Raw genomic sequence first — 13344 nt, forward strand, 5'->3', positions numbered from 1 at the left:
TCTAAATTAAGAAGTTATGTTCATCCTACTACGTATTCTTTGTAATTTTACGTAGTACGGATGAACAAACTAATTTCCATAGGGGTTTCCCTGCTTATCTTGCTCCAAGGAGCCAATATTCATCTAAAGGATTTGGTTGAACTTGGAGATTTGGTAGAGCATTACCAATTCCACAACAAGGAATATGGTGACAGTTTTATGGTCTTTGTTTCCAAACACTACGGAGAACTTAAGGCATCTCACAGCGAAAAGCACAAAGAAGAACAAAAGGATCATGAAAAACTGCCTTTTCAACATCAGTCCCATTGCTCGATCCAACACGTTTTTGTTGTTGACTCCGATAATTACATAACATCCGATTCGGAAATTCCTTTGGTTGCAAAAGGCAATTTCCATTATCAAATATCCTACTTCCTAGTTTGGGAAGATGGACCGTTCCAGCCACCAAGGCACACATAGTTCATAGTATTTCAGCATAGCTGAACACTTTTTATCCAGCCTTATTCCATTTTAATAATGCTATTTTTTTCTATGAATCATGTTTTCAAAAATCATTTATTTTAGTATTCGGAACAAGTTTATTGTTCTTCTATTTACGGCGACCATGGCCCTAGTAGGTCTATATTCGCTATCACAAATTCCTATTGGAGCGGTTCCCGATGTAACCAATAACCAAGTTCAGGTAATTACAACTTCCAGAAGTTTGTCCACCCAGGATATGGAACAGTTTGTAACCTATCCGGTGGAACTGGAAATGGCCAATTTACCTGGTGTAAAAGAAATCCGATCAGTATCCAAATTCGGATTATCCGTAGTGACCATCGTTTTTGATGACGACATGGGAACCTTTTTGCCCAGACAGCTTATTGCTGAAAAAATAAAATCGGCATCAAATCGAATTCCCGAAGGCTTTGGAAGCCCGGAAATGGGGCCGATCACTACGGGATTAGGAGAAATCTACCAGTACATTTTGGATGTGGAGCCCGAGTTCAAGGACATATACTCATCCACCGAATTAAGAACCATACAGGATTGGATCGTTAAAAGGCAACTGTCCGGTATTCCGGGGGTAGTGGAAGTAAATACTTGGGGAGGCCACCTTAAACAATACGAAGTGGCCATACAAACACAAAAACTCAACGCTTATAATATTGGTGCCAAAGAAGTGTTCGCCGCTTTGGAGAGGAACAATAGCGTTACTGGCGGTGGCTATATCGAAAAAGTGAACCAAGCCTATTTTGTTCGCGGAGAAGGACTGGTAAATACGCTTTCGGATATTGAAAATATAGTGGTAACCACTCGAAACAGTATCCCAATTTACATTAAGGATATTGCCAAAGTAGGATTTGGGAGTGCACCCCGATTTGGCGCGATTACCGGAAATGGGGAGGGGGAAAAAGTGCTTGGTCAAATTATGATGCTCAAGGATGCTGACTCGAAACGCGTTATCGAGGCCGTAAAAGAAAGAGTAGCGGCCATATCCAAATCTTTGCCAGAAGGGGTTTACATTAATCCAGTAGTAGATCGCAGCGAACTAATTGGAAGAACAACCTTCACCGTTACCGAAAATTTAGTTTTAGGCTGTTTGATCGTGATTTTCGTCGTGGTTTTATTGTTGGGCAATTGGCGTTCCGGTCTGGTAGTAGCCTCTGTAATCCCACTCTGTTTACTGTTCGCTCTTACCTTAATGAACCTTTTTGGCGTTGATGCCAACTTATTGAGCCTGGGAGCCATCGATTTTGGAATCATAATAGACGGCGCAGTGATCATCGTAGAGTTTATTGCATTCCAGATTACCCAAAAGCAAACTGAAATTTCCTCGTTGGACAAAGATCAAAGTCAGACCATGAAAGATAAAATTACAGTGGAAGGGGCTTCTAAAATGATGAACTCAGCTGTATTTGGCCAACTTATCATTCTTTTGGTTTTTATCCCCATACTTTCGTTAAGTGGTGTGGAAGGCAAAATGTTCAAACCCATGGCTATGACTTTTAGCTTTGCCCTTTTGGGAGCCATTTTGCTCTGTTTCACCTATGTCCCCGTAGCATCGGCCTTGTTTTTAAAACCTACTAAAGCAAGCCCCAAGAATATTTCCGAGCGACTTATGCGGTTCATTAATAAAATATACGATCCTTTGATCGATTGGGCCATGAAAAGCAAAAAATTGGTATTGGGCGTTGCTGCCGCATTATTGATAGGGGCCATTTTACTGTTCTCCTCAATGGGCGGCGAATTTGTACCGACCTTGGATGAGGGGGATTTTGTAATTCAGCCTGTTTTAAAAACAGGTACCTCCTTGGCCAAAACCGTGGAAACCACCACCAAAATTGAACAAATATTATTAGATCGGTTTCCAGAAGTAAAGCAGGTGGTAAGCCGCATTGGTGCCGCAGAAGTGCCAACGGACCCCATGTCCATGGAAGAAAGTGATGTAATTATCACATTAAAGCCTAAAAAAGAGTGGGTGTCGGCTACATCTAAAGACGAACTGGCAGATAAATTCAAGGAGGCATTGTCCGTGGTTCCCGGCATGGAGGTTGAATTTACCCAACCTATTGAAATGCGTTTCAATGAACTGATCACAGGGGTACGTGCCGACATTGCAATTAAAATTTTCGGGCAAAATCTTGAAACCTTGAACCGAAAGGCCAATGAGATAAAGGACCTCATCAAAGAGGTAGAAGGCGCATCGGATATTGTAGTGGAAAAAGTAGAAGGCTTGCCACAGATGAACGTTGCCTTTGATCGCGCCAAAATTGCAAGGCACGGGCTCAACATTGCCGATCTCAACGAAATGATTTCCATGGGCTTTGCAGGTAAAATTGTGGGCAGTGTTTTCGAAGGGGAACGACAATTCGACCTAGCGGTTCGTTTGGATGCCGCTGACCGACAAGATATTTCCAACTTAAAAAATCTATATGTGGATATTCCCAAGGGCGGAAAAATTCCATTGAACGAACTGGCAGAGATCACTTATCAAAAAGGAGCGGCCAAAATATCAAGGGACGATACCAAACGTAGGATCGTTGTAGGAATAAATGTTCGGAACCGTGACCTACAATCCGTTGTGGACGATATACAATTGTTGGTGGATGAATATATCACCCTACCTCCTGGGTACACCATCACCTATGGTGGTCAGTTCGAAAACCTGCAAAATGCCAAAGACCGTTTAACGGTTGCGGTCCCCATTGCATTGTTGCTCATTTTTATAATGCTCTATTTTGCCTTTGGATCGGTAAAGGAGGCTTTGCTTATTTTCTCGGCCATTCCACTTGCTGCCGTTGGAGGCGTACTATTGTTGTGGCTTAGGGACATGCCCTTTAGTATTTCTGCCGGTGTTGGGTTTATTGCTCTTTTTGGGATTGCCGTCCTCAACGGAATTGTACTGATCGAACATTTTAAAGAATTGAAATCCAAAAAATTCAACACCATGGAAGAGCTGATCAAACAGGGCACCAGGGATAGGCTCCGCGCCGTTCTACTTACGGCATCTGCCGCAGCGTTGGGCTTTTTGCCCATGGCAGTTTCCACCAATGCAGGTGCGGAGGTACAAAGACCGCTGGCCACTGTTGTTATCGGTGGATTGGTATCGGCCACACTGCTTACCTTGGTAGTGCTGCCCGTTTTATATGCCTACGTGAACAACGCTAAACTAGGTGTGATGAAAAACAACCTTAGCATTAATAAAAAGGCATTAACAATTCTCCTACTTGTTTCTTCCTTTAGTGGTTTTTCGCAAACCAAGTTAAATCTGGAAGACTTAATGGTTCTCTCCTTAGAAAACAACAAAGGAATCCAAGCGGGCGCTTTAATGGTTGAGCAGGCGGAGGCACTCAAGGGCACTGCATTTGAATTCGACAAAATGGATATTTATTATCAATACGACGAAAACAACCTTGCCATAAACGGGAATCCTTTACGGGTTTTTGGGGCACAGCAACAGTTCGAGTTCCCCACGGTGTACGGTGCAAAAAATAGATTGCAGAGAACCAACCATGAGTTTCAAAAGTCTTCTTTCGAAATTAAGAAAAAACAGCTCTTCCAGTCGCTGAGCACTGCGTATTACGAATATCAAACCTTGCAGCAAAAAGCTAAAATGTATGGTACTTTGGACAGTATCTACAAAAAATTTGCCCATGCGGCCAACCGACGATTTGAACTAGGCGAGACCAATTATCTCGAAAAGGTCACTGCCACAGCAAAACAACGACAGATTGCCAATGCATACGCCAAGTTAAAACAGGAAATTTTAACCACTCATGTCAAAATTATGAGCTTGGTGCAGTCCGGGGATACGCTATCGATCTTAACCGAAAAACCGGAAAAGCTCAAAGTGCTCAACCAACAAGGAATGATGCCCACCGAGGCTTCATTTTTGGACAACCGCCAGGCCATGAGCCATGCAGAAAAAAGCTTGGAGGAAAATAGGTTGCTTCCTGATCTAAGCCTTGAATATTTTCAGGGCACAAACAACAATCTGGGAACATCGCTCTACGGTATCCAATTTGGGGTTCGTATTCCTATTTTCTTTTTTGGACACAGCAGCAGGGTAAAGTCTTCTAAAATTCGCACCAAAATAACGGAGATGGAAAATACGGAAATTACCGTTGTCGTGAACCAACGTTACAAAACCTTATTGACCCAATTGGAACAGCAGACCAAGGAACTCTCCTACTACGAAGAAGAGGGCAGGCTGCTCTCCGACCAAATTCTGAAAGCGGCCATTGGAAATTTTCAGAATGGGGAAATCGATTTTTTCCAATACATCCAAAGCTTGGAAAACGCATACGACATCCAACTCAACTATCTGGATGTCCTCAACGAGTACAATAAAACTGTAATAGCCATTAATTATTTGACCATAACACTATAACCATGAAACATATATTTTCACTCGCCGTACTTTTCCTCCTTTTGATGGGATGCGGTAAAAATAACAAACCTGAAACAGAATCCGAAACACAAGAGGAGAAATCCGGAATTGTGGTAACACAGGCGCAGTTCCAATCCAATGGTTTTACATTGGGAAAACTGGAAAAAAGAGCGTTCCCAAAAATTGTGGAGACTTCGGGAACAATAGATGTTCCCCCGGAGAATCGTGCCAGTATCACTGCATTTATGGGCGGTTTTGTAAAAACCACCTCCTTACTGATCGGAGACCAAGTAAAAAAAGGGCAATTGGTGGTCACCTTGGAAAATCAGGAATTTGTGAAGATGCAACAGGAGTATCTGGAGGTTTTTAATCAATTGGATTTTTTAAGATCAGAATTTGAAAGGAACCAGACCCTTTTTGAAGAGAAAATCGCTTCACAAAAAAATTATCTTCTGGCCAAGAGCAATTACGAAACGGCGAAGGCCCGTTACCAAGGGCTAAAAGAGCAATTACAAATGCTGAACATTTCGCCCAGCAAGGTGGAACAGGGCAACATCACCTCCGTAACTCCTATTTACGCCCCAATTTCGGGCAGTGTTACCCAAATGAACGTGGCCAAAGGAAGCTATGTCTCCCCTGCTACGGAAATCTTGGAGATTATGGACAATGATCATATCCACTTGGAACTTACCGTTTTTGAAAAGGACATTTTAAGAGTAAAAAAGGACCAAAAAATACGTTTCCGAATTCCAGAAGCTTCGGAAAATGTATTCGATGCCAAGGTATATCTGGTCGGGAAATCCATAGATGATGATACACGAACCATCCAAGTGCACGGTCATTTAGAACACGAGGAAGATGCCAACTTTCTGCCTGGGATGTTCGTAGAGGCCATGATTTTGACAGATACCGCACAAAATACATCGCTTCCCGAAGAAGCCGTAATCGAGTCGGAAGGCACCTTTTATGTACTCCGTTTAATCGAACAAAAAGATGGAAACTATGTTTTTGAACGTATCCCGATAGAAAAAGGCAACACATTCGATGGCTACACCGAACTGAACTCTTCCGGACTAACGGAAACCGATCGGTTTTTGACCAAAGGTGTTTTTGATTTGATCGGTGGGTAACGATCAGCTCAGCCCGACATCCAAGGTCATCATAATTATAAATCCACCGATAAAGCCCATGGTGGCAATATCGGTGTATTTGTCCTGTTGTGTTTCGGGAATAACCTCTTCCACGACCACAAAGATCATTGCTCCAGCCGCAAAAGCAAGGGCATATGGCAAAATAGGCTCAAAGGTCAATACCGCCCAAGCCCCCAATACACCAGCAATGGGTTCCACTATGGCAGAAGCCTGACCGTACATCCAACTTTTTCTTCGGCTAAGTCCGTGCCTGCGCATAGGTACGGCTACGGCGAATCCTTCCGGGAAATTTTGCAATCCAATACCCAGTGCCAATGCGACGGCCCCGCCAATGGTAGCACCCTCAAAACCAGAAGCTACACCACCAAACAAAACCCCGACCGCCAATCCTTCGGGAATATTGTGCAATGTAATGGCCAAAACCAACAGCGTGGTGCGGTGCCAAGGAGTCTTCACACCTTCGGCTTCATCCATTTTAAAATTAATATGGATATGCGGCAATACCTTGTCCAATCCAAAAATAAAGAGTGCACCCATTAAAAAGCCCACAGCTGCGGGAATCACCTTAATAAAACCATCGCCAGGGCTCATTTCGATTCCCGGTGCCAAAAGGCTCCAAAAACTGGCTGCGACCATTACACCACCGGTAAAACCCAACATTCCATCCATCAAAGCCCTGTTTGGGCTTTTGAACAAAAAAACAAGACCCGCTCCGGCAGCTGTCAGTCCCCAAGTGAACAATGTGGCGTAAAGGGCCGCCAAAATTGGGTCAATGCTTTTAAAGTATTCGATTACAACTTCCATTAACTATTCTTTTTTACAAATAAATTTGATGCTATTTGGTGTGATATACGCATTTCGTTCCCATCCATTAGAATACGTAGGGAATTATCAAAATCTTCTTTGTCCACTACTTGAATTGTATTTCCCAAAGCTATTTTGTTCTTGTCCAAAAACTTGAGAAACGGTACGGATGAATCCTTTACCCCTACACAAACTCCTTGGCCCCCTACAGGCAACTCACTCAACAATTGCTTGTCTCTTTCCTGAAATTCGCCATTTTTGGTAGGTATTGGGTCTCCGTGCGGGTCATACTTTGGAAAATCCAAGAGCTCATCTATTTTATCGATGAGCTTTTCGCTTTTAATATGCTCCAATTGTTCGGCCACTTCGTGTACCTCGTCCCATGTAAAATCCAATTTCTCCACTAAAAAAACCTCCCATAACCGATGTTTTCTAATAATGGACAAGGCCGTTTTTACGCCAAAATCGGAGAGGGACACTCCTTGATATTTTACATAATCCACCAAACCTTTTTCCGCCAATTTCTTTGCCATATCGGTAACCGAAGAGGGTTTTGTATCCATCTGTTCGGCAATGGCATTGGTGCTGATGGATTTTGATCCTCCCCCTCCCAAATGGTAAATAGTCTTTATATAATTCTCTTCCGATCGGGTCATCAAAAAAATATTTTTTCAAAAATACATTTTTATTTGACAAAATCTATTTTTAGTTTTGTCTAAATTTATATTTATACAGCTATAAAATCATGCGCAAACACGTTACTTTATTTATAATTGGATTACTTGGAATGCTAGGATTCTCTCAAACAGCATCCATAAGTGGCACTGTTTCGGATAGCGGCGAACCTTTGCCTTTGGCGAATATTATACTCAAGGGGACCAAAATGGGCACGGCCACCGATATTGACGGCCTATATGAGATTACAGCTATTCCGCCAGGAGACTATATATTGCTGGTTACTTCTTTAGGGTATTTGCCCTACGAAACCACGATCGGTTTGGGTCAAAACGAATCTAAAACCATCAACATACGGCTCGAAGCATCGGCACAGAATCTTGAAGAAACTGTTGTAACAGGCACCCTAAAACCCGTTAGCCGATTGGAAAGCCCTGTTCCAGTAGAGGTATACTCCCCTACTTTTTTAAAAAAGAACCCAACAGCCAGTGTGTTCGATGCGCTTCAAAATGTGAACGGGGTTCGCCCACAGATCAATTGTAACGTATGCAACACGGGCGACATCCACATAAACGGATTGGAAGGGCCGTACACCCTTGTGCTTATCGATGGCATGCCCATTGTGAGCGGCTTGGGTACTGTGTACGGTTTAACAGGTATTCCCAACTCCCTTATTGAGCAAATTGAAATCGTAAAAGGCCCAGCTTCCTCACTTTATGGTAGTGAAGCGGTTGGTGGATTGATCAACATCATCACAAAAAATGCCTTGAGCGCTCCCGAATTTTTTGCCGATGCCTTTGCCACAGGCTGGGGCGAGTACAACTTGGACATTGGAAGTAGAATCGGTATCGGTAAAAAAACAGACCTGCTTTTGGGCGTTAATTACTTTAATTATGATAATCCGATGGATAACAACAATGATAATTTTACAGATGTTACCCTTCAAGATCGTATTTCAATCTTTCAAAAATGGAACTTTAAGCGCGCAAACAACCGATTGTTTTCTTTAGCCGGACGTTTTTTCTATGAGGATCGCTGGGGCGGCGAAATGCAATGGACACCAGAGTTCCGAGGCGGCGACGAAATTTATGGGGAAAGTATTTACACGCGTAGGTGGGAAGTTTTGGGAAAATATCAGTTGCCTGTTGAGGAAAAGTTTCTTTTATCGTTTTCCTACAACGACCACAACCAGAACTCGGTATATGGCGACACTGAATATTTAGCGGATCAACGCATAGGTTTTGCCCAGTTGACTTGGGACAATACTGCCGGAAATCACGATCTATTGTTCGGCTCCGCTGTTCGATACAATTATTACGATGACAATACTCCGGCTACCATAAAAGCGGACAATATTTGGATTCCCAGTCTTTTTGCCCAGGATGAATACTCGTTTGCTCCCAAACATTCATTTTTGGCTGGATTACGATATGATTACGATAGGCGACATGGAAATATTTTTACGCCGAGGGCCGCTTACAAATGGAAGATTTCCGATAACGATATATTTCGTGTAAACGCAGGCACTGGTTTTCGGGTTGTGAACCTATTTACCGAAGATCATGCTGCTCTTACCGGATCAAGGGAGGTTATAATAACCGAAGAACTAAAGCCCGAAAGATCCGTTAACCTGAACCTCAACTATTTAAAGAAAATTTATAGCAATAACGGAACTTTTGTGGGAATCGATGCCTCTGCATTCTACACCAGGTTTTCCAATGTAATCCTACCCGACTACGAAACCAATCCCAACCAGATTATATACGATAACCTTGATGGCAAATCCGTTTCGCAGGGAATCAGTGCCAATTTGGACATCGCTTTACCAAGTGGTCTTAAACTTATGGCCGGTGCAACGTGGCAAGATGTCAGCAGCACAGAAAACGGCATTAGCCAACAACAGATCCTTACCGAAAGCATTACCGCTACTTGGGGCATTACCTATAGCTTTCGCCAGCTCAATTTAACTGTAGACTATACAGGGAATTTATATGGCCCTATGCGATTACCGTTACTGGGGGAGTTGGATCCCAGGGATGAATATTCCCCGACTTGGAGCATTCAGAACATCCAATTTACCTACAAGGGTCTTTCTAATTTCGAGTTTTATGGAGGTATAAAAAATCTTTTAGATTGGACCCCGAACCGAGGTAATCCGTTTATTATTGCACGGGCCAACGACCCATTCGATAAAGAAGTCACCTTTGATGGCAATAGTAATGCTGTGGCCACTCCCAACAACCCTTATGCCCTTACTTTTGATCCCAGTTATGTTTACGGTACCAACCAGGGCATCCATGGGTTCTTTGGTTTAAGGTATACTGTTTTTTAGGGTGAAGAAAGTTTGGTTATCTTTAAACCCATGCCCCACTTCGACTACATTATTATAGGTGCAGGAGCCTCAGGCCTTTTGCTTGCAAATGCCCTGGGCAAAGATGCGTTCTTTGCTTCCAAATCCATTTTGGTGCTGGATAAGGACGACAAAACAACAAACGATCGTACTTGGTGCTTTTGGGAACGTGGCAAAGGTGAATTCGACCATCTCATCCATAAAACATGGAATTCAATCCATGTGGGCGGGCAGCAGCTTCAAAAATCAACTTCAATTGCCCCGTACACATACAAAATGCTCCGCGGTATTGACTTCTACAATTACTTTTTACCAAAGGTAAAAGCCTTCCCCAACATTACTTGGATTCAGGAAGAAGTGCAACAGATCGAAGATCAAGAGCATGAGGTCGTAGTGACCACTTCTTCTCAAAAATTTGGCGGACAAACGGTATTTTCCAGTCTTTATAATCCGTCCATTCCACTACAACAACAGAAATACCCAGTTTTACAGCAACATTTTGTAGGATGGCAAATTAAAACCAAACAGTCGGTATTTAATGATAAAGAGGCGACTTTTATGGATTTTTCCGTGCCCCAAAAAGGGAATACCCGATTTATGTACGTGCTTCCCTTTTCAAAAAACGAGGCTTTATTGGAATACACACTTTTCTCCGCCAATCTATTGGAAAAATATGAGTATGAGGATGCCATAAAAGCATATATTAAAGATAATTTTGGTGATATTGACTACCGTGTAACAGAAACGGAATATGGAAGCATTCCCATGACCTGCTACCCGTTCCATCAAAACAACACCGATCGTGTTTATAATATCGGCATTACTGGTGGATGGGCAAAACCCAGTACGGGCTATACTTTTTACAACACTGCAAAGCAGGTGCCCAAGTTGGTCGAATATTTGAAATCGGGAGAGCCCTTGTCCGGTTTTTATCAAAAAAACAGATTTTTGTTTTACGACATGCTTCTGTTAGATATCTTATTTGAACACAACCATTGTGGACACGAGATTTTTGAATCCATGTTCAAAAGAAGAAAGGCATCCTTAATACTAAAATTTCTGGAAAATGAGACCAATATTTGGGAAGAACTGCAGATCGTAACGGCTCCTCGACCATTACCTTTTATAAGAGCTTTGTTTAAACGATTGTTTTAAACGGTCCTTTCCATTAAACTTTCCCCAAATTGCTGTAGCAGCGCCTTACTTTGTTCTGGCAGTTTGGTTTCGTCCAATGCACGGAATGCCATTTGTGTATACTTTTTTATGGCCTTCCTGGTTTCTTCGACCGCTCCACTTTCTTCAAATATGGTTTTCACTGCCTCTACTTTTGTCGAGGAATCCTCAGGTTTAATGGAATATAGGTGCAACAAGCCTTCTTTATCATCTTTGGTGGCGCCTTGGAGTGCCTTTAGGTATAAATAGGTCTTCTTGTTTTCTATAATATCCCCGCCTATCTGTTTTCCAAAGGTCTCCGGGTTGCCAAAGGCATCCAAAAAATCGTCCTGTAACTGAAAAGCGATCCCCAAGTTTCTTCCGAACTCGTAAATGGCATCGGCGTCTTTTGGGTCCGCATCTGCAACGATTGCCCCCATCTTCATGGCCGCAGCGACCAAAACGGAGGTTTTATACTCGATCATTTTTAAGTATTCGGGGATGGTCACATCGTCCCGTGTCTCAAAATCAACATCGTATTGTTGGCCTTCGCATACTTCCAAAGCGGTTTTGCTGAATAATTTAGTGAGCTCGAAATAGGTTTTTACCGGGTAGCCCTCAAAAAACTGATAAGACAGTATCAACATAGCATCTCCAGAGAGAATTCCAGTATTTATATCCCATTTTTCGTGCACCGTGGTCTTTCCCCGTCTTAACGGGGCATCATCCATAATATCATCGTGAACCAAGGAGAAGTTATGGAACATCTCAATGGCCAAAGCAGCATCCATGGCTTTTTCGGCCTTGCCCCCAAATGCTTCGGCCGTCATCAGGGCAAGTATTGGGCGTAATCGTTTACCGCCCAATCCCAAAATATACTGGACCGGTTCGTACAAATTCCGTGGGTCCGTAATTTGTGTTCTTGCTTGGAGATGCGTAACAAACTGCTCTCTATACTTACTAATGATATCGATATCTGACATGGGGCCAAAAATACGCTCAAAAAATTGATTTTGGCCAAAGGCCCAACCCAAAATCCGGTTTAGGGTAAACGCATTTGACATGAACAGGATTTAAAAAAATATAGAAATACTGCAATAGAAAATTTTTTCATCGTCTCTATAGATGTAGCGCAACCTGATTTGACCGAATGACAGCCAAAAACGACAACCATAACAATTTGACCACCTTTTTTAACGAGGAGTATGGTTCGTTGCGGTCTTATGTAAAATCCAGGATCAGGGATACATCGGAACAGGACGCAGAAGATATTGTACAGGATGTTGCCCTACGGATATTTTCCCGGCCCGAGGATGCCATTCCCATAACCAATGTGGGCGGGTTTGTTTACAATGCAATACGGAACAGGATCATTGATATTATGCGAGGCAAAAAAGAGAAAAAACTCCCCAGCGAAGAAATCGACAGGCAATGGAGGGAATTTGCGGAGTTTTTCTACGGAGATGCGGATAATAGTTATTCCACAGAAATGGAGCAGGCCCTAAAAAAGGCCGTGGAAGACCTTAAACCCGTGTACCGCGACATTGTGATCGCCATAGATTTTGAAGGATACAATTATAAACAGATTGCAAAAAGAACCGGAATACCGGCAGGCACTTTAATGTCCAGAAGGCACAGGGCCATGTCGGAGCTATCAAAAAAATTAGAAAAAATAAAAGAACCTGAATATGGAAACTAATCAAGTGTTTGAAAAACAAGTAGAAAAAAAGGTGGAAAAATATGTCAAAAAAGGAGTGAAGATTTTGGCAATAATCGTTCTTGGAGGAATCCTCTTCCTTTTGGCCAATTATGTATTAATGCGTTTATGGAACTGGCTTATGCCCGACCTGTTCGGCGCGGGAACAGTAACCTACTGGCAAGCGTTGGGCATTTTTGTGTTGGCTAAACTTTTGTTCGGCTTTGGAGGTGGAGGCAGCAAAGGCAAAGGCAAATCCTCCCATAAAAAGAAATTAAGGTCTTCGCATAAATGTGCAACATGGAGAAGGGATTTTGATGAATGGAAGCATTACGATCAATACTGGAGAGAAGAAGGCGAAGAAGCTTTTAAAGCCTATGTAGAAAAAATCAAAAACGAAAATCATGGTACAACAAAAGAAGAGTAAGGAAAAGAAAAAATACGTGTTACGTTTTAGCCCTTTTTTTTGGAGACTGGGACATATTGCTAGCGACAGCTCCAAAAAGAATACGCAACTGAGCCCATTGGTTATTGCCAGCAAGGACCCCGATTATAACAAATAGACAACCTCTCGTTAAAAAATTGTAAAACCAAGGAAACTTTTTTTGTTTTTAAAGTTTCCGTGTTTAACTTTGCCCCT

The 13344-nt window shown here is 42.5% G+C and carries 11 protein-coding genes; 8 read left to right on the forward strand and 3 right to left on the reverse strand.

Features of this window, described 5'->3' with window-relative positions; translation table 11 throughout:
- Positions 1–60: 60 nt before the first annotated feature.
- The 3 genes from AB9K32_RS12825 (at position 61) to AB9K32_RS12835 (ending at position 6006) form a co-directional block, all read left to right on the forward strand.
- A complete protein-coding gene (locus tag AB9K32_RS12825) occupies positions 61–459 on the forward strand; it encodes a hypothetical protein (protein WP_369885417.1) in 399 nt (132 codons plus the stop codon).
- A gap of 79 nt (positions 460–538) precedes the next feature.
- Positions 539–4876 carry a CusA/CzcA family heavy metal efflux RND transporter gene (locus AB9K32_RS12830; protein WP_369885418.1) on the forward strand — a complete coding sequence of 1446 codons (4338 nt, stop codon included), beginning with the start codon at positions 539–541 and terminating at the stop codon, positions 4874–4876.
- Between the two features lie 2 nt (positions 4877–4878).
- The gene (locus AB9K32_RS12835) at positions 4879–6006 is read left to right on the forward strand and encodes an efflux RND transporter periplasmic adaptor subunit (RefSeq protein WP_369885419.1); all 1128 of its coding nucleotides are present in this window, start codon (positions 4879–4881) and stop codon (positions 6004–6006) included.
- Positions 6007–6009: 3 nt separating this feature from the next.
- Here the strand turns inward: AB9K32_RS12835 and AB9K32_RS12840 are convergent, their stop codons facing one another.
- Together AB9K32_RS12840 and AB9K32_RS12845 are read right to left on the reverse strand one after the other, a co-directional pair.
- The gene (locus AB9K32_RS12840) at positions 6010–6831 is read right to left on the reverse strand and encodes a ZIP family metal transporter (protein ID WP_224835788.1); all 822 of its coding nucleotides are present in this window, start codon (positions 6829–6831) and stop codon (positions 6010–6012) included.
- On the reverse strand, positions 6831–7487 hold the full coding sequence (locus tag AB9K32_RS12845) for a metal-dependent transcriptional regulator (protein WP_224835789.1): 657 nt from the start codon (positions 7485–7487) through the stop codon (positions 6831–6833). The genes AB9K32_RS12840 and AB9K32_RS12845 overlap by 1 nt, the downstream gene beginning before the upstream one ends.
- A gap of 89 nt (positions 7488–7576) precedes the next feature.
- On the opposite strand from AB9K32_RS12845, the gene AB9K32_RS12850 reads away from it, so the two are divergent.
- Positions 7577–9838 carry a TonB-dependent receptor domain-containing protein gene (locus AB9K32_RS12850; RefSeq protein ID WP_369885420.1) on the forward strand — a complete coding sequence of 754 codons (2262 nt, stop codon included), beginning with the start codon at positions 7577–7579 and terminating at the stop codon, positions 9836–9838.
- 30 nt (positions 9839–9868) lie between these two features.
- Positions 9869–11011, forward strand: coding sequence for a lycopene cyclase family protein (locus AB9K32_RS12855; RefSeq protein ID WP_369885421.1), 1143 nt, complete (start codon positions 9869–9871; stop codon positions 11009–11011).
- Here AB9K32_RS12855 and AB9K32_RS12860 read toward each other — a convergent pair.
- A complete protein-coding gene (locus AB9K32_RS12860) occupies positions 11008–11991 on the reverse strand; it encodes a polyprenyl synthetase family protein (RefSeq protein WP_338198072.1) in 984 nt (327 codons plus the stop codon). The genes AB9K32_RS12855 and AB9K32_RS12860 overlap by 4 nt on opposite strands.
- A gap of 167 nt (positions 11992–12158) precedes the next feature.
- Here AB9K32_RS12860 and AB9K32_RS12865 point away from each other — a divergent pair, with 167 nt between their 5' ends.
- The 3 genes from AB9K32_RS12865 to AB9K32_RS12875 are packed head-to-tail and all read left to right on the forward strand — an operon-like array spanning position 12159 to position 13267.
- A complete protein-coding gene (locus AB9K32_RS12865) occupies positions 12159–12707 on the forward strand; it encodes an RNA polymerase sigma factor (RefSeq protein ID WP_224835792.1) in 549 nt (182 codons plus the stop codon).
- Positions 12697–13131 carry a hypothetical protein gene (locus AB9K32_RS12870; protein WP_293297563.1) on the forward strand — a complete coding sequence of 145 codons (435 nt, stop codon included), beginning with the start codon at positions 12697–12699 and terminating at the stop codon, positions 13129–13131. Before AB9K32_RS12865 ends, AB9K32_RS12870 begins: the two co-directional genes overlap by 11 nt.
- Complete coding sequence (locus tag AB9K32_RS12875) at positions 13109–13267, forward strand: hypothetical protein (RefSeq protein ID WP_338197804.1); 159 nt, start codon at positions 13109–13111, stop codon at positions 13265–13267. Before AB9K32_RS12870 ends, AB9K32_RS12875 begins: the two co-directional genes overlap by 23 nt.
- Positions 13268–13344: the final 77 nt, after the last annotated feature.

Source organism: Allomuricauda sp. XS_ASV26 (assembly GCF_041224615.1).
GTDB lineage: Bacteria > Bacteroidota > Bacteroidia > Flavobacteriales > Flavobacteriaceae > Flagellimonas > Flagellimonas alginolytica.